General features: G+C 55.8%; 15 protein-coding genes. 7 read left to right on the plus strand and 8 right to left on the minus strand.

Translation table 11 applies throughout. The annotated features are described in order from the left end of the window. Window positions 1–7 precede the first annotated feature (7 nt). Genes AC2FH8_RS04710 through AC2FH8_RS04720 form a run of 3 tightly spaced genes read left to right on the plus strand, consistent with a single transcriptional unit; the run spans window position 8 to window position 3,357 of the window. Window positions 8–688 carry a type 1 glutamine amidotransferase gene (locus AC2FH8_RS04710; protein WP_142633014.1) on the plus strand — a complete coding sequence of 227 codons (681 nt, stop codon included), beginning with the start codon at window positions 8–10 and terminating at the stop codon, window positions 686–688. Beyond that, window positions 688–2,046, plus strand: a complete 1,359-nt coding sequence (locus AC2FH8_RS04715; protein ID WP_496688525.1) for a glutamine synthetase family protein — start codon at window positions 688–690, stop codon at window positions 2,044–2,046. Before AC2FH8_RS04710 ends, AC2FH8_RS04715 begins: the two co-directional genes overlap by 1 nt. Before the next feature lie 6 nt (window positions 2,047–2,052). Further along, window positions 2,053–3,357, plus strand: coding sequence for an NAD(P)/FAD-dependent oxidoreductase (locus AC2FH8_RS04720; protein ID WP_496688527.1), 1,305 nt, complete (start codon window positions 2,053–2,055; stop codon window positions 3,355–3,357). Between the two features lie 21 nt (window positions 3,358–3,378). Here the strand turns inward: AC2FH8_RS04720 and AC2FH8_RS04725 are convergent, their stop codons facing one another. Next, entirely contained in the window at window positions 3,379–4,356 is a 978-nt protein-coding gene (locus AC2FH8_RS04725; protein WP_496688529.1) for a formylglycine-generating enzyme family protein, read from the minus strand. Window positions 4,357–4,568: 212 nt separating this feature from the next. Between AC2FH8_RS04725 and AC2FH8_RS04730 the strand changes: the two genes are divergently transcribed. Then, a complete protein-coding gene (locus AC2FH8_RS04730) occupies window positions 4,569–5,783 on the plus strand; it encodes a DegT/DnrJ/EryC1/StrS family aminotransferase (protein ID WP_496688530.1) in 1,215 nt (404 codons plus the stop codon). A gap of 62 nt (window positions 5,784–5,845) precedes the next feature. On the opposite strand, the gene phaR is transcribed toward AC2FH8_RS04730, so the two are convergent. From phaR to AC2FH8_RS04745, 3 genes are all read right to left on the minus strand, one after another. Then, entirely contained in the window at window positions 5,846–6,400 is a 555-nt protein-coding gene (gene phaR / locus AC2FH8_RS04735) for a polyhydroxyalkanoate synthesis repressor PhaR (RefSeq protein WP_142633004.1), read from the minus strand. 136 nt (window positions 6,401–6,536) lie between these two features. Then, the gene (locus AC2FH8_RS04740; RefSeq protein ID WP_142633002.1) at window positions 6,537–6,983 is read right to left on the minus strand and encodes a phasin family protein; all 447 of its coding nucleotides are present in this window, start codon (window positions 6,981–6,983) and stop codon (window positions 6,537–6,539) included. 134 nt (window positions 6,984–7,117) lie between these two features. After that, complete coding sequence (locus tag AC2FH8_RS04745) at window positions 7,118–8,920, minus strand: PHA/PHB synthase family protein (RefSeq protein WP_496688531.1); 1,803 nt, start codon at window positions 8,918–8,920, stop codon at window positions 7,118–7,120. Between the two features lie 111 nt (window positions 8,921–9,031). Here AC2FH8_RS04745 and phaZ point away from each other — a divergent pair, with 111 nt between their 5' ends. Together phaZ and AC2FH8_RS04755 are read left to right on the plus strand one after the other, a co-directional pair. Continuing rightward, window positions 9,032–10,303: a polyhydroxyalkanoate depolymerase gene (gene phaZ, locus AC2FH8_RS04750; protein ID WP_496688533.1), complete on the plus strand. Its 1,272-nt coding sequence runs from the start codon at window positions 9,032–9,034 to the stop codon at window positions 10,301–10,303. A gap of 5 nt (window positions 10,304–10,308) precedes the next feature. After that, window positions 10,309–10,893, plus strand: a complete 585-nt coding sequence (locus AC2FH8_RS04755) for a DUF6151 family protein (RefSeq protein WP_496688535.1) — start codon at window positions 10,309–10,311, stop codon at window positions 10,891–10,893. Here the strand turns inward: AC2FH8_RS04755 and AC2FH8_RS04760 are convergent. The 4 genes from AC2FH8_RS04760 to AC2FH8_RS04775 all read right to left on the minus strand — a co-directional run bounded on the left by AC2FH8_RS04760 (window position 10,884) and on the right by AC2FH8_RS04775 (window position 14,057). Further along, window positions 10,884–11,600: an alpha/beta fold hydrolase gene (locus AC2FH8_RS04760; RefSeq protein WP_496688537.1), complete on the minus strand. Its 717-nt coding sequence runs from the start codon at window positions 11,598–11,600 to the stop codon at window positions 10,884–10,886. The genes AC2FH8_RS04755 and AC2FH8_RS04760 overlap by 10 nt on opposite strands. A gap of 84 nt (window positions 11,601–11,684) precedes the next feature. Next, a complete protein-coding gene (locus AC2FH8_RS04765; protein WP_496688665.1) occupies window positions 11,685–12,299 on the minus strand; it encodes a hypothetical protein in 615 nt (204 codons plus the stop codon). A 28-nt stretch (window positions 12,300–12,327) separates the two neighbouring features. After that, window positions 12,328–13,308: an alpha/beta hydrolase gene (locus AC2FH8_RS04770; RefSeq protein ID WP_496688539.1), complete on the minus strand. Its 981-nt coding sequence runs from the start codon at window positions 13,306–13,308 to the stop codon at window positions 12,328–12,330. After that, window positions 13,308–14,057, minus strand: a complete 750-nt coding sequence (locus AC2FH8_RS04775; protein WP_282027330.1) for an alpha/beta fold hydrolase — start codon at window positions 14,055–14,057, stop codon at window positions 13,308–13,310. Before AC2FH8_RS04775 ends, AC2FH8_RS04770 begins: the two co-directional genes overlap by 1 nt. A gap of 218 nt (window positions 14,058–14,275) precedes the next feature. On the opposite strand from AC2FH8_RS04775, the gene thrS reads away from it, so the two are divergent. Then, entirely contained in the window at window positions 14,276–16,234 is a 1,959-nt protein-coding gene (thrS, locus tag AC2FH8_RS04780) for a threonine--tRNA ligase (RefSeq protein ID WP_142632989.1), read from the plus strand. Window positions 16,235–16,437: the final 203 nt, after the last annotated feature.

Below are 16,437 nucleotides of genomic sequence, written 5' to 3' on the forward strand. Positions count from 1 at the left end.
GTGACCCATGAAAATCGGTATCCTTGTAACCGGCCACCCCCCTGACGAATTGCACGATCAGTTCGGTGAATATGACGGCATGTTTCGCGCGCTGCTGGATGGCAACGGCTTTGAGTTTGTGACCTATGCTGTTGTCGACGATCACTTTCCGCAAAGTTTTGACGATGCTGATGGATGGATCATCACCGGCTCGCGCTATGGCGCCTATGAGGACCATGCCTGGATTCGCAAGCTCGAAGCGCTGATCCGCGACATCCATCAAAGCGGCAAACCCCTGATCGGCATATGCTTTGGTCATCAAGTCATTGCGCAAGCCCTTGGCGGGAAAGTTGAAAAGTTCAAACAGGGCTGGGCCGTGGGGCGGACGGACTACGATTTGGACGGACAGACCGTCACTTTGAATGCCTGGCATCAGGACCAGGTGGTAGAGCTGCCCGCCGGTGCACAAGTAACTGGTTCGAACGCCTTTTGCCAGAATGCCATGCTGGCCTATGGCGACACGATCTGGACCGTTCAGGCCCACCCGGAGTATGGCGACAGCTTCATCGAAGGGCTGATGGACACACGCGGCAAAGGTGTCGTTCCAGACAATCTGATGCAGGCCGCCGCCGACCGCCTGCCCACCCGCGACGACAGTCCGAAGATCGGACAGTTCATGGCAGAGTTTTTGAAGAAAGAGAGGGCCTGATGGCCGATTGGACAGAACAACTGCCACAGGCAGCCCGTACCTATTTTGAAGGTCACCGATTGGATGAGGTCGAGTGCATCATCTCTGACCTGCCCGGCATCGCGCGCGGGAAAGCGGTTCCGGCCACCAAATTTGCACGCCAGTCCTACTTCCATCTACCCGATAGTATCTTTTACCAGACTATCACCGGGGACTGGGGCGAAGCCGCCGGAGAGGACGGCTTCATTGAACGGGACATGATCCTTAAGCCTGACTTTTCGACTGCTTCCGCTGCTCCTTGGACGGGTGACTGGACACTGCAGGTGATCCACGACGCCTATGACCGGGACGGAGAGCCGATCCCGTTCAGCCCACGCAACGTGTTGAAGCGCGTCGTAAAAATGTATCACGACAAAGGCTGGAAACCGATTGTCGCGCCAGAGATGGAGTTCTTTCTGGTCGCCCCCAATGTCGACCCCGCGCAGGGGATCAAACCGATGATGGGCCGTTCGGGTCGTCCGGCGGCCGCGCGGCAGGCCTATTCGATGACAGCGGTGGATGAATTCGGCCCGGTGATCGACGACATCTATGACTTTGCCGAACATCAGGGATTCGAGATTGACGGCATCACCCAGGAAGGCGGCGCCGGACAGCTTGAAATCAACCTGCGCCATGGTGATCCGGTCAAGTTGGCAGATGAAGTGTTCTATTTCAAACGCCTGATCCGCGAAGCCGCGTTGCGACACAACTGCTTTGCGACCTTCATGGCGAAACCGATTGCGGATGAGCCCGGATCGGCCATGCACATCCACCACTCGATCACCGAGATCGAAACCGGACAGAATATCTTTTCCGGACCTCAGGGCGGCGAAACGGATGCATTCTATAACTTCATTGCAGGGCTGCAAAACCACTTGCCTGCAGGCCTGGCAGTCATGGCACCTTATGTGAACTCGTACCGCCGCTATGTGAAAGACCATGCCGCGCCGATCAATCTGGAATGGGCTCGTGACAACCGCACGACCGGCATCCGTGTTCCCCTGTCCGGCCCCGAGGCGCGGCGCGTTGAAAATCGTATCGCAGGCATGGACTGCAACCCCTATCTGGGCATCGCCTTGTCGCTTGCCTGCGGCTATCTCGGCCTGACACAGCAGGAACGTCCGCGCCGTCAGTTTTATGGCGACGCCTACGAAGGTGACGGTGATATCCCGCAGGTCATGGGCAATGCGCTGGACCTGTTCGACGAGGCCACCGCCCTGCACGAGGTGCTGGGTCCGGAATTTGCCCGCGTTTATGGCATTGTCAAACGTGCCGAGTATGAAGAATTTCTACAGGTCATCTCTCCGTGGGAGCGTGAGCACCTGCTCATGAACGTTTAAGCCGCGATGAATCTCCTCTATTCCAACGACCGCAAGGCCGAGTATCCGGCCAGCTGGTATGCCGCGACGGCCAACACGCTCGACCGTTTTCCTGCGCTTGCTGGGGATACCAAAGCGGATGTCTGTGTGGTCGGTGGCGGCTATACCGGACTGTCCGCCGCGCTGCATCTGGCCGAGGCCGGGTTCGACGTCGTGCTGCTTGAGGCGCATCGCGTTGGTTTCGGAGCGTCAGGCCGCAATGGCGGGCAGCTGGGCAGCGCCCAGCGGATGGATCAGGAAGACCTTGAACGCCTGGTCGGCGATGACGATGCCGCCAAGCTGTGGGATCTGGCTGAAGATGCCAAGGATCTGGTCAAATCGCTGATCGAAAAGCACAAAATCGACTGTGATCTGAAACCGGGCGTGGCGGTTCTGGGCCTCAGCACCGGGGATCAGCAAGACCTCCACGATCACGCCGCGCATCTGTCGGCGCGATATGGGTATGACCATATGGAGCTGCTGGACGAAGGCGCCGCGCATGGTCTCTGCCCGTCGCCCACCTATCGCGGTGGTTATCTGGACATGGGGGCGGCGCATCTGCACCCGCTGAACTTTGCCCTGGGGTTGGCCGAAGCCGCAGCCAAGGCCGGCGTGCGCATCTTTGAGGGTACCGAGGTCACCGGGATCGACGAAGTCGATCCGGCCATCGTGCAAACCCCGCAGGGAAAGGTGACGGCCAACCACGTCATATTGGCCTGCAACGGGTATCTCGGCGATCTGAACGGCAAAGTGGCGTCGCGCGTCATGCCGATCAACAATTTCATCGCCGCGACCGAGCCTTTGGGCACCGATGCCGCCCGCGTCCTGACCCGGGATGTCGCCGTCGCCGACACCAAGTTTGTGGTGAACTATTTTCGCCTCAGCGCCGACAACCGCCTGCTATTCGGCGGCGGGGAAAGCTATGGCTACCGTTTCCCGACAGATATCGCCTCCAAGGTGCGCAAACCGATGACCGAGATTTTCCCGCATCTGCGCGATGTAAAGATCGACTATGCGTGGGGCGGTACTCTGGGTATCACCATGCGGCGAATGCCCTACCTGACACGGGTTGCCCCGAATATCCTGTCAGCCTCTGGCTATTCGGGTCACGGTGTTGGCACAGCTACACATGCCGGGCAACTGATGGCGATGGCCATTCAGGGCCAAGCCGAAGGGTTCGACACCATGTCCCGCGTACCCGCCCTGCCCTTCCCCGGAGGCCCCGCCCTACGCAGCCCGTTGCTAGTGCTGGCGATGACATGGTTTTCCCTGCGGGACCGGCTGGGATTCTGATTTCGAGATTGTCAGAGAAACTCACTTAAACTCTCTCAGGATACGAAAGCCCGTCAATTTTGACCGCCAATCAATGCCCGCCCCACCGCGACTTGCAGCGCGCGAAAAATCCATAGCAAATGGATAAGAACCGCCTTTTACAACCCGCCTGTGACAATCGACTGATCTCGCCATCTCTAAGTGCTGGCTGGAAGTCGACCAACCCGGGTGCGTCGCTGTCCAGCAGGACATCGTTCTTTCCCCGACATTCCCCGACATATGCCGAAGACCCCAAGCATTGGAGGCATCAAGTTCATCAACGCGAACTGGGTAACCGCGCCACACTAAATCCGGCCGCTTTTCACCAATCATCTCTTCTGTCGGTTTGGCATGGAAATTGGCCTGATCCGTCGTAACTTCCTCTCTTTGCGCAAAAGGAGTCTGCGTTCCGGCACGGGCGGCATATTCCCATTCGGCTTCCGTTGGTAAGCGGTAGGCATCTATCCCGAGTTTTTTGTTCAGCCAATCCGTGTAAGCCAAAGCATCCAAATAAGACACATCATTCACTGGATGATTGCCCGTAAGATCTATGCGCTCAAAACTATCGCCGATTACAAAATCTTCCGGCACATATTTGCTACATCCCCCATCTTCAACGCAGGCCATCCACTCATCACGGGTAACCTCGTTACGTCCCATGGCAAAGGACAGATCTATTCTGACGCTATGAACCGGACCTTCACTATGCGCGATATACGGCTCTTCCGCTGTCGCGGGTCGGCGCCCTTTTTCATCCCAATGAAAGTTTCGTTTCGATTCTCCCGGTGGTCCACCCATCATGAACTCACCCATAGGCAAGACAATCATTTCAGGGCAAACATCGCATTCCTGAAACATCTCAAGCGGCGCAACTTCAGTGCCATCCGACAGAAGATAATCTGCGTGAACCGCCGAAGCGAAAGTTGAAAGCGCGCCACAAAGGGCCAAATGACTGATAGTCAATGCAGTGATCCAACCCATCATACGAGAACAACGTCAAAGAAGATCCATTGCCACCTTACTTCCCCCAAAGTTGCAGGTTCAAAAGAATTTCCCGCTACGCGGGGTAAGCCAACCTGTGTCTCTCTGACTACGACAGAATAGTGAAATTTCGCCACCCTGAAGATTAAGGGCTTGGATTGACACTTCATTAGCTTTATCTTTCCCAAAGATAGAATTCAGGAATGCCAAATATGACGCTGCCTCCTAACGTCCATGACGCCGAACCCATCCCCGCGGCCGCCCGCGACGCCATTGACGCCTTGATGCAGTCAGGCGACCTGTTCCGCTACACTGCGCCGCAGGACGCTCCGGTTGCGATGCTCGAGTCGGAATTCGCGGAACTGCTGGGCACGAAATACGCGCTGGCTGTATCGTCCTGCTCAGCGGCACTGTTCCTGTCGCTCAAGGCGCTGGGTTTGCCGCGGGACGCGCGGGTGCTGATACCGGGCTTTACCTTTGCGGCGGTGCCCTCATCGGTCATACATGCGGATTGCATCCCCGTACTGTGTGAGGTGGGTGACAATTATCGCATCGACATGGATGACTTTGCCGCCAAACTGGATAACGTGCAGGCCGTGATCATTAGCCATATGCGCGGACATACTTCGGATATGGACGCGATCATGACCCTGTGCAGCGCGCGCGACATTCCGGTGATCGAGGACGCAGCCCATTCGCTGGGGACAACTTGGCATGGCCGCAATATTGGGACGATTGGCAAGATCGGCTGTTTCTCGTTTCAGTCCTACAAGATGATCAATGCGGGCGAAGGTGGCATTCTGATAACCGACGACGCTGATCTGGTGGCGCGTGCCGTGATCATGTCCGGCGCCTACGAACATAATTGGAAGAAACACAAAGGTCCGCGTGGCGACAACTCATCGGAACTCGAAGAGGCCTTTGGCCGCTGGCAGAACCAGTTGCCGCTGTATAACCTGCGGATGAGCAACCTGAGCGCTGCAGTAATCCGTCCCCAGATGCCTGAATTGGCACGTCGTGTCAGCGATGGGTTGCAAAACCACGACTATGTGGCGGAGCGCCTGAACTCATCACCCTATATCAACGTGCCTGCCCCGCTGATGCCAGAACGCCGGGCGCCGGACTCGATCCAATTCAATCTGGTTGACCTAAGCGATGATGATATCCGCGCCTTTGCCGCAGCATCCGAGGCACGCGGGGTGAAAGTTCAGGTATTCGGCCTGAGTGAAGACAACGCCCGTGCCTTTTGGAACTGGCAATTCCTGCCGGAACAGACCGAGCTGCCACAAACGCGAAACATGCTGATGAAAGCTTGCGACGTGCGCCTGCCTGTACGCCTGACAGGCGCGGAACTGGATGTGATCGCTGATATTCTGTTGGCTTCAGTAGGGGAAATTACCGCCCCGAAAATCGCATTTGGAACCTGAACAAGCTGAATTCAAACGAAAAGGCCCGCCAGCGGCGGGCCTATTTCATTGTGTGGACAAATTCAGTTCAGTTTAGACAGCTTTTGCTGCAACTCCGCCAACTGCTTCTTGATGTCGTCCAGATCCTCACTCGACTGGGGTTTGGCCTCGCTATCCGTTTCCGGACCGGACCAACTGCCGGAAATGCCGCTGGTCATCGCCTTCAGAAATGCCTTTTGCTGCGCTTGCAGCGCTTCGAAACCCGGAATCTGGGTCATCGGATTCATCGCAGACATGTTTTCCATCATTTTGCTTTGGCTTTCGCGCAGCATTTCGAACGAGCTTTGCAGGAATTGCGGCATCACTCCTCCGCCCGGCAACATATAGCTGCGCACAAGATCGTTCAGCACGTTCACCGGCAGGACATTCTCACCGCGGCTTTCATGCTCGGCAATGATTTGCAGCAGATATTGCCGTGTCAGATCATCCCCAGTCTTCAGGTCTATGATCTGAACTTCGCGACCGTCACGTATGAATGCCGCAATATCTTCGAGCGTGACATAGTCACTGGTTTCAGTGTTATACAGCCGACGGCTGGCATATCGTTTGATTAGCAACGGTTTTTCTTGTTCTGACACCGTCTACCCTCCCCAAGGAATGATGCATTGCAGCAGAGATTATGCGAGTGCAGAACAAAAAGAAAGGGCAGGTCTTTCGACCTGCCCAACGCGATTGCACCAAATGGGAGGAGTGGGTGCGCCTCGCTATCTTACCTTACTTGGCGCCAGCTGCTTTTTTCGCAGCAGTGGACACGTCGTTGGTTGCTTTTTTGACAACGGCAGTTGCATCTTCTGCAGCGTTTTTGCCAGCAGCCATCAACAGCTCAACGGTTTCCGACTGAACTTTTTTCGCGATTTCAGCGAAAGCAGCCAGGTTTTCAGCAGCAACTTCAGCCGACGCGCTTGCGTAGTCGGTTGCAGCTTTTGCGTAATCTGCAGGGTCAGATTTCGCTTTCGACATATCGGACAGTTTGGCCAGGGTTTCCTTGGTCCATTTGTTCGAAATCTCAGCCGATTTCTCAGCCGCTTCCAGAGCAACGCCCGACAGCTTTTCGTTCAGGGTCGCGGTGGTGTTGAACGCACCTTCCAGAGCGGTGGTGTCAACAGGGAATGCACCCATCATGTCTTTCAGGGTCGCGGTAAAGTCTTGAGTCTTTGCCATTGTCCAAATCCTTTGCTTGCCGATCCGGGCCAACCCCGGGCTTCATCAGCTTGAGGACAATATCGTTGCTGCATCGCAGCATTGCAAGTTTTTTCTTGCTGCGCTGCAGCAATATTTTTCTAAACTGTTAAAAATCAATCTGTTGCCTTCACCAAAACATAGGTTCCTGGTGCTTCGGCCAGGGAAGCGTATCCCGAATCGCCCACTTGGCGCGCGGGGATCTGCTTGCCGGATCTCTTCTTCAGCCAAGCTTCCCACTGCGGCCACCAGGACCCTTTATGAAAATCGGACTCTTTCATCCATGCATCGGCATCCGCATTCAGATCAGGGTTGGTGTAGTGGCCGTATTTCTTCTTGCTCGGCGGGTTCACGATGCCTGCTATGTGACCGGATTCCGAAACGACAAACGTCTTCGAACGTGACCCCATCTGCTGCACACCCCGATAACAATCTTTCCAGGCGGCGATATGGTCGGTTTCACAGCTGATGGCCATCAAAGGAACATCAACGTCGCGGATATGCAGTTTGTGCCCAAGCAAATCGAAACCGTCGGTCACAAATTGATTTTTCTGGCAAAGCCCCCGCAAATACTCGATTGCCATTTTGCCCGGAAGATTTGCGCCATCCCCGTTCCAGTAGAGCAAATCAAACGCCGGAGGGGTCTCGCCCATCATATAGCTTCGAATGGCAGGGCCGTAGATCAGGTCATTCGATCGCAGGAACGACATGGTACGACCTATGACCCATGCTTTTAGGATACCGTCTTTTGTCACTTGTTCTTGAATGCCATCGACAAAGTCATTCTGTAGGAACGGCGTGAATTCCCCCTGTTCACCGAAATCGGTCAAGGTTGTGAAGAAGGTCGCCGATTTGATGGATTTGTCGCCACGCTGCTTCATCAGGGACAGCGTCAAGCTCAACGTGGTGCCGGCAATGCAATATCCCACCGCATTGACCTGCTTGACCTTACAGATCGACTTGACGGTCTCGATGGCGGTCAGAAATCCCTCTTCGACATAGTCGCCCATACCGACCTCGGCATGAGAAGCATCCGCATTAACCCAACTTACAACAAACAGGGTATAGCCTTGCTCGGTCACCCATTTGATGAGGCTGTTCTGCGCCTTAAGGTCCAGAATATAGTATTTGTTGATCCAGGGCGGAAACAGAACGATCGGGGTCTCGTGTACGGTCTCGGTCGTGGGTTTGTACTGGATCAACTCCATAAGCCTGTTGCGATAGACCACGTCGCCCGGAGTTGTCGCGATATTCTCGCCAAGCTTGAACGCGGATTCATCCGCCAGTCTGACAACCATTTCACCATTATTGGCTTCTAGGTCCGCAACTAGATTCTCTAGCCCTTTGATCAGCGATTGCCCTTCCGTCTCGACCGCCTTTTCCAGCGCGTCGGGATTGGAGGCCAGGAAATTCGTCGGAGACATCAAGTCAATGATCTGTTGCGAAAAGAAATGCAGCCTCTGCTTGTCCTTGCCGTCCAGATCGTCGACCGAAGCAACCGCCTGCGCGATTGCATCGGCATTTGTCTGATACTGCTGGCGAATAAACCGGAAATAGGGGTTGGTGTCCCAAAGAGGGTTTGAGAACCGTTTATCCTTGGGTCCGGGTTCGCTGTCCTCGACCCCGCCGGCGGCCAGCGCCTGCTGAGCCTCAGCAAAGTTCATAACGGATTGTCCCCAGAAGGCGACCTGATGTTCCAGAAGCTTGGCGGGATTCTGCCACGCTTCGGCGAAATACGAAGTTGCTGCTCTTGCGAAAAGATCTTGATTCGGACCGTCCAACGCGGGAGTGTGTGCCTCTTTGCCAGCCATCACATCGATCAGCCTTTTCGACAATTCTTCGACTTTCGTCATATTTTCTCTAATCCGTTCAAGGTGTTCCTCGGACAGCTCTGGCGCGTTATCTTCACTTGTTGTCATTTTAACAATTCCACCCTAACCTCGCTGCTATGCAGAATAACGTCGTGGGCGTCGGGGGGCAAAGCGACGAATGGTCCGAATTATCAGGCTGACACTCAGGAGGCCCATTTCATGCGCTACATGATGACCTACGATCTGATGGAAACGATGCGCAACACCAATCAGTGGATGGGTGCTACGGCAAGTGCCATAGCTTCTTATCCGCTGTTTTCGATGGTGCCCAACCCTGCGTTCAGCATGATGGCCGCCTGGGGCGAGGTGACTGAGCGGACGTTCCAGCGCATGGTTGTAAAACCCGACTGGGGAATCCGTACATTCACTTGCGAAGACGGCAAGGATCATCTGGTCGATATTGTCCCGGTGATCGAACGCCCTTTTGGTGATTTGATACATATACGTGTCAATGGCCGCGCCGAACAGCCCCGCAAGGTGCTGTTGGTCGCCCCGATGTCTGGACATTACGCCACTTTGCTTCGGTCCACCGTAAAAAGCCTCTTGGTGAATTGCGAAGTTTATATCACTGACTGGCATAATGCGCGCGATATCCCCGTGTCCGAAGGTAAGTTTGATGTAGAGGATTATACACTTTACCTTGTCGATTTCATGAAAGAATTGGGACCGGACACCCACGTTGTAGCCGTCTGCCAACCGGCGCCGCTGACTCTGGCCGCCACAGCCTATCTGGCCGAGGTCGAACCCAAAGCCCAACCCAGTACGCTGACATTGATCGGCGGACCTGTTGACCCGGATGCCACACCTACCGACGTGACCGATTTTGGCCGTCGCGTGACAATGGGGCAGCTGGAAGAAACCATGATTCAGCGCGTCGGCTTCAAGTATAAGGGCGTCGGGCGCATGGTGTATCCCGGCCTGCTGCAGTTGGCCTCGTTCATGTCGATGAATTCGGACCGGCATTCTCAGGCGTTTTCCGAGCAGATCCAGAGGGTTATGCGGGACGAGGCTTCGGATCACGATGCCCATAACAGATTCTATGATGAATATCTCGCCGTCATGGACATGACCGCCGAGTTCTACCTTTCGACCGTCGAACGCGTCTTCAAAAACCGCGAAATCGCGCGCAACGAGTTTGTTGTTGCGGGGCACAAGGTGGATATCGGCAAAATTACAAACGTTGCAGTCAAAACAGTCGAAGGTGCGAATGACGACATCTCGGCCCCTGGCCAGTGCATTGCTGCGCTCGAGCTGTGTACAGGGCTGCCGGACTCGAAAAAAGCCAGCCATGTCGAACCTGGCGCAGGTCACTATGGCATCTTCGCCGGCCGTAGCTGGCGCGACAATATCCGCCCATTGGTGATCGAATTTATGAACGCCAACGCCCGCAAACCCTCGCGCAAAGCGGCCAACCGCAACAAAGTGGCCTAACGCCGATGGGAAAGAAAGTCGCCAAACAGACGGCTTTCGCCTGCAACTGTGGAAAACTCTTTGGCAGCATTACAGCCAGAGGCGTTCAGTACGGAACGCATGTAGTCTGCTTTTGCCGTGATTGCCGGGCCGCGCAGATATATTTCGGGCAACCGGACCCTGCGCCGGAACCGGTGGAGATTTTCCAAATGGCCCCTGAAGAAATAAGGATCGACGGCGGCATCGAACACCTGGCCGCGATGCGCCTTGGCCCCAAGGGGATGCTGCGCTGGTATGCCAGCTGCTGCAATGCGCCGCTGGCGACGACATCAAATACTCCAAAATTTCCGTTTGCGGGCTTTGATGTGAAACGAGTTTCCGACCCGGACTGTTTAGGGCCGGTTACGACCCAAGGGTTCATTCCCCAGGCCGATGGAAAACACAAACACAAGCGACTGGGTTACGCTGTCGCCGGGATTGTTACGCGGGTACTAAAATCCCGGCTTTCTGGCAGCTGGAGGGACACCCCGTTCTTTGATCAGAATACGGGCCAGACGATCTCAACCCCGGTCATTCTCAGCAAAGAACAGCGTAAAGCGCTCTACGCGTAATCCAGCGCAGGCTTCACGCTGAGCCAGGTCTTCAGCGCCTCGGTGACATTTTCAGGCGATTCCAACGTAGGCAAATGTCCTGCATCCTTGATGACGTGCAGTTCTGCATTTGGGATCAGGTCCGCCATGAACGCATGCCTTCGCACCGGAACAACCGTGTCATGCGCCCCACATAGCACCAAAGTCGGGGCCGTGATCCGGTGCAGGTTGCCCTGCTGATCCGGGCGACGCTGCAGCGCACGAATCTGACGCTCGAACACCTGCGGGCCCAAATCCAACGCCATCGAGATGACATCAGCAAGAATGGGAATACGTCGAGGCCCCGGGGCCAGCGAATCCGATCCAATCAGCCGACGCATCACTTCCTCTAACCGACCCATCTTGGCGGCGACCAACAGCTCCTCCCGCGCGGCTGCGGTCTGGGGCGATTCCGAATGCGCATCCGAAGCCATCAGACACAAGCGCGACACCCTCTCGGGTGCATATCGGACAATTTCCAAAGCGACTACGGCGCCCAGGCTTAGGCCCGCCAATGCAAAGCGTTGTGGCAACTGAACCAATAGGCCCCGCGCGATCTCTTCAATCCGTTCAGCAGTCGAAACCGAAGCGACCGTCACGGCGCGATCACGTGACAGGGCGCGCATCTGATGCTCAAATACCCGCGCATCACACATCAAACCGGGCAAAAGAACCAACGGCTCGATCAAACAACGCCTCCTTTGGAAAAGTCACTCAAATCGTCGTCATTAGTTTCAGGATGAGAGGTTTTGTATGGTTCGGCAAGTTAAAGTTCAGGGGTAGCGGATACCGCGAAAAGCGGGGAAGTCCGCATATCGTCTTTGCCGCTCAAGTTCACCCTCGCCAGACGTGCCTCCTGGGCGCAGAAGGCAGCCCCGCGGCGCGATATAGCTGTCGATGCGCTTATGAGGCACAGGCCTCCAGACCAGATTGAAAGCACAGAGTTTTGGAAAGAACCAGATTTCGGAATATTCCAGATGGTCGTGCATCCACCACGCCAAATCCCGCCAATCCCGCCCCGCCTCATATTGATCCGCAAACCATGGGATCACGATCGATGCACCGGCAATCCGATCATCACCCACCGCGCGATCCCAGATGTGACATTCCAGCGGGTTATCATTTCGCGCGCAATTCAGCCGGTTTTCATTACCGAAACGGTTCAATGATGCCGAGCGATAGCCGGATCGTACGGCAATCCGGCCAAAGGTCTCCTCAAGCGGGTCCAGCAGGGTTTCGCAAAGCGCCTTTCCGGTTTCGATGGCAAGGTCGGGATCGTCAGGAAAATTCTGCTTTTCGTGAAAATTGCCTATTTCCGAATACAGAAAATCGCGCATGAAAAAATGACGGGACAGACGCACACGACCGAGGGTTTCAAGGCTCCACATACTGCCTGGTCTACGCATTGTTTCTTCCTCACTCGATCCCCAAGGTATTCAGCCATCTCAGAATACCAGCCACCACATCGTCGGTCTGCCCCGTAGACATCAACCGCCCGGCGATCACATGGGAATTAGGATCGTCCCCGGGCCCCATTGTTACCAGCACAACCGACGCAGGGGCGCCCCATGCTTTGGCAATCTCGTGGGTCAGGTCGGCACGCACGACCTGATCTTCATTCGAGAACCAGAACAACGCGGGAACCCTTGCGTCTGAAAAATCCAGCGCATAGACCACATCCACCAGCACTGTCATCGGCACCACGGCCTGCCAAGGGTAGACCGCCGACCAGAATTTGTTCATTTCCGGGTTCACCCCTGCGACGCCCCGGGTTTCACCCATAATCAGGGGCAACCAGATGCGCGCCCAAGGCAATCCGGGTATCCATGCGCCGGCCGCTTTAACGCCGAAATTCGGAGAAACAAATACGATCCCCGCAACGTTTTGGCTCAGCTCTTCATTCAGTGCGGCCGCAGCTGCCAACGTGCCGCCGGTTGATGTCGAAATCACCACGACCTTTTCCCCAACCGCCCGTGCAGCAGCCAGCCCTTCGGCAAGATCCTGCATCCAACCCGAGGCTGTCGCCTCACCCATTGCATCCCCCCCGCGACCATGACCCTGCAGCCGCGTGTAGACCAGATTGGCGCCCAACGTTTCGGCGAGCAGATCGGGAACCGGTCGGATCTCTTCGGATGATGCAGAAAACCCGTGCAGATATAGAATCGAAACAGGTGTTCGCTGCTCTTTATAGCCCTCTTGCCAAATAACTCGCTTTTCGACCCCCGGAATGATGTCGGCGAATGCAGATTCCACACTTTCGAAATAGACCTGCACCCCTTCACCGAATTTGCGCGCGTCAAATGTTGGGGCCAGATCAACCTTCTCACGCGGGCCAAACCAATAGATCAGGCCAAACGCAACGATCAATGTCAGAAAAACGCGACCCAATATCCGCATTATTGGGCTGCCATCACATCGAGAACGGCTTGTTCGATCAACCCAAGGCATGGGCCATCCGAAAAGCGATGATCGGCGTGCTTGATCAATGACAGGCGCATATCGGGCCCGAACGCATGTTCAATCAGGCGCACTGCTGTTCCGATTGAAACCGCTGTGTCTTCGGTACCTTGCAAAAACCGCACGGGAAAAGGCATATGCAGAGGCTTGCGCAGGACCAAATGTTGGCGACCATCTTCGATCATCCGTTTGGTCACGATGTAAGGCTCCATATAGTCCGAAGGCAGCTCGACATGGCCAACAGTTTCCAGTGCCTGTTTCTGGTTTTTCGAGAATGAAGCCCAATACCCGTCCTCGGTAAAATCCGGCGCAGCAGCGATGGTCACCATTCCCTGAATCCGATCTGGCAGCGCTTTGGCCAACAGCAGCGCCTGCCACCCCCCCATGGACGAGCCGACAACAATCAGCGGCCCATCCGTCAATTCCGTGATCGCGGCCAGCGTATCCTCATGCCAGTCACCAATGCATCCTTCTTCGAACTTGCCCCCGCTTTCACCGTGACCTGAATAGTCGAACCGCAGAAATGAATGGCCACGCCCCTTCGCCCAGGCCTCCAAATGCACCGCCTTGGTGCCTTCCATATCGGATTTGAGCCCGCCCAGAAACACGATGGTCGGCCCGGTGCCCTCGCTTTTGTGATAGGCCAGCCGCCGTCCCTGCGCCGTTTCCAGAAAATTCGTCGCTGCCATGACACCCTCTTTTCTTTTTCCGATATCATGCACGCCCCACCCCCAAGTGCAATTCCCAGATCCCCCTTCATCTGGCCAAAAATACCTCTGGGAGCGCGAGGGGCCGGCCCCTCGCGCCGGCCCTTGACAGGTTCACCCCCACCTGACAAATGAAGCGAACACAACAAAACCCGCAACCGGGCGTTCAGTGGGCGCCAAACCGACGAGGAGAGCCAGCCATGGCCTTGGACGCACAGTCAATCTCTCTCACTTTTCCTGACGGCAATGCACGATCCTATGACGTGGGTGTAACCCCTGCGCAGGTGGCCGCCGACATCTCGACCTCACTGGCCAAAAAGGCCATCTCAGCCACGGTGAATGGCCAGCATTGGGATCTGCAATGGCCCATTGAATCTGATGCCGAAATCGCCCTGCACACCATGAAAGATGAAGATCAGGCAAACGAACTGATCCGCCACGACCTGGCTCATATCATGGCCCGCGCCGTGCAGGAGATCTGGCCCGATACCAAAGTCACCATCGGCCCCGTCATCGAAAACGGCTGGTACTACGATTTCGACCGGGCCGAGCCATTTACGCCCGAAGACCTCGGCGCGATTGAGAAAAAGATGAAGGAAATCATCAACAAACGCGACACCGTGACCACCGAGGTCTGGGACCGTCAGCGCGCGATTGATTTCTACACCGAAAACAACGAGCCCTATAAGGTCGAACTGATCGACGCCATACCGGGCGACGAGCCATTGCGCATGTACTGGCATGGCGACTGGCAGGACCTGTGCCGTGGCCCGCATCTTCAGCATACCGGCCAGGTTCCGGGCGATGCGTTCAAGCTGATGTCCATCGCCGGCGCCTATTGGCGCGGTGACAGCGACCGTGCGATGCTGCAACGCATCTATGGCGTGGCTTTTACCGGCAAGGAAAAGCTGAAAGCGCACCTGCACATGCTGGAAGAGGCTGCCAAGCGTGACCACCGCAAGCTGGGCCGCGAAATGAACCTGTTCCACATGCAGGAAGAGGCTCCGGGCCAGATCTTCTGGCATCCGAATGGCTGGAAGATCTATACCACCCTGCAGGACTATATGCGCCGCATGCAGGAACGTGACGGCTATGTCGAAGTCAACACACCGCAGGTTGTTGACCGCAAATTGTGGGAAGCCTCGGGCCACTGGGACAAGTATCAGGAAAACATGTTCATCGTCGAAGTCGACGAGGAACATGCCCGTGAAAAGGCCGTGAACGCCCTGAAGCCGATGAATTGTCCCTGCCACGTGCAGGTGTTCAATCAGGGTCTGAAATCCTATCGCGATCTGCCTCTGCGCATGGCCGAGTTCGGGTCTTGCGCGCGGTACGAACCCTCTGGCGCGCTGCATGGTATCATGCGGGTGCGCGGCTTTACCCAGGACGATGGGCATATTTTCTGCGCCGAAGATCAGATCGAATCTGAAACCGCAAAATTCATCGCGTTTCTGTCGAAGGTCTATGCCGATCTCGGTTTCCATGATTGGACCATCAAGCTCTCGACGCGCCCGGAAAAACGCATCGGGTCGGATGAAAGCTGGGATCTGGTCGAAAAAGCCCTGGGTGACGCCTGCAAGGCCGCAGGATACGACTATGAGCTTCTCGAAGGCGAAGGCGCCTTCTACGGACCCAAGCTTGAATTCACCCTGACCGACGCGATCGGCCGTACTTGGCAATGCGGCACCCTTCAGGTGGACCCCAACCTGCCCGAGCGGCTGGACGCCAATTTCATTGGCGCGGACGGATCGAAGCACCGCCCCTTCATGCTGCATCGTGCAACGCTGGGTTCGTTCGAACGGTTCATCGGCATCCTGATCGAAGAACACGCGGGCAAATTGCCCTTCTGGCTGGCCCCGCGTCAGGTCGTGGTCGCTTCGATCACCTCCGAGGCTGACGGTTACGTGCAGGAAGTGGTTGAGACACTCAAGGCCGCAGGTGTCCGAGCCGAGGCGGATATCCGCAACGAAAAGATCAACTATAAGGTTCGTGAACACTCGGTCGGCAAAGTTCCGGTCATTCTGGCCGTCGGTCACCGTGAAGTTGAGGACCGCACAGTCAGTGTCCGTCGTCTTGGTGAGAAACAGACACAAGTGCAGCCGCTTGAAGCTGTAACAAATGAACTGTCGCGGGCCGCTACGCCGCCCGACCTGCTGTAACAATCAGCGGCAAATTGCACAAAATCCGGCCCTCTCTGAGGGGCCGGATTGAAACATTTGCGTTTTATCTCTTCTAAAACAAACTATTAGTTTGCAAGATGTCATGACAGTCATTGACGGGCTCGTGAGACACAGGCTCGTGAATTCAACTGTGACCTGCAACCCATTACCTTTGTCATTGTCGAACACAGACATACGCAGTC

It is taken from the genome of Ruegeria sp. CDSC025 (assembly GCF_059610805.1).

Excerpts from the sequence above, each read along its gene's own strand:
- AC2FH8_RS04745 (WP_496688531.1), bottom strand. The coding sequence starts at position 8,920 with ATGACAACAAGTGAAGATAACGCGCCAGAGCTGTCCGAGGAACACCTT.
- AC2FH8_RS04740 (WP_142633002.1), bottom strand. The coding sequence starts at position 6,983 with ATGGCAAAGACTCAAGACTTTACCGCGACCCTGAAAGACATGATGGGT.
- AC2FH8_RS04710 (WP_142633014.1), top strand. The coding sequence starts at position 8 with ATGAAAATCGGTATCCTTGTAACCGGCCACCCCCCTGACGAATTGCAC.
- AC2FH8_RS04770 (WP_496688539.1), bottom strand. The coding sequence starts at position 13,308 with ATGCGGATATTGGGTCGCGTTTTTCTGACATTGATCGTTGCGTTTGGC.
- AC2FH8_RS04730 (WP_496688530.1), top strand. The coding sequence starts at position 4,569 with ATGACGCTGCCTCCTAACGTCCATGACGCCGAACCCATCCCCGCGGCC.
- AC2FH8_RS04765 (WP_496688665.1), bottom strand. The coding sequence starts at position 12,299 with ATGTGGAGCCTTGAAACCCTCGGTCGTGTGCGTCTGTCCCGTCATTTT.
- phaZ (WP_496688533.1), top strand. The coding sequence starts at position 9,032 with ATGCGCTACATGATGACCTACGATCTGATGGAAACGATGCGCAACACC.
- AC2FH8_RS04715 (WP_496688525.1), top strand. The coding sequence starts at position 688 with ATGGCCGATTGGACAGAACAACTGCCACAGGCAGCCCGTACCTATTTT.
- AC2FH8_RS04720 (WP_496688527.1), top strand. The coding sequence starts at position 2,053 with ATGAATCTCCTCTATTCCAACGACCGCAAGGCCGAGTATCCGGCCAGC.
- AC2FH8_RS04725 (WP_496688529.1), bottom strand. The coding sequence starts at position 4,356 with ATGGGTTGGATCACTGCATTGACTATCAGTCATTTGGCCCTTTGTGGC.
- AC2FH8_RS04775 (WP_282027330.1), bottom strand. The coding sequence starts at position 14,057 with ATGGCAGCGACGAATTTTCTGGAAACGGCGCAGGGACGGCGGCTGGCC.
- thrS (WP_142632989.1), top strand. The coding sequence starts at position 14,276 with ATGGCCTTGGACGCACAGTCAATCTCTCTCACTTTTCCTGACGGCAAT.
- AC2FH8_RS04755 (WP_496688535.1), top strand. The coding sequence starts at position 10,309 with ATGGGAAAGAAAGTCGCCAAACAGACGGCTTTCGCCTGCAACTGTGGA.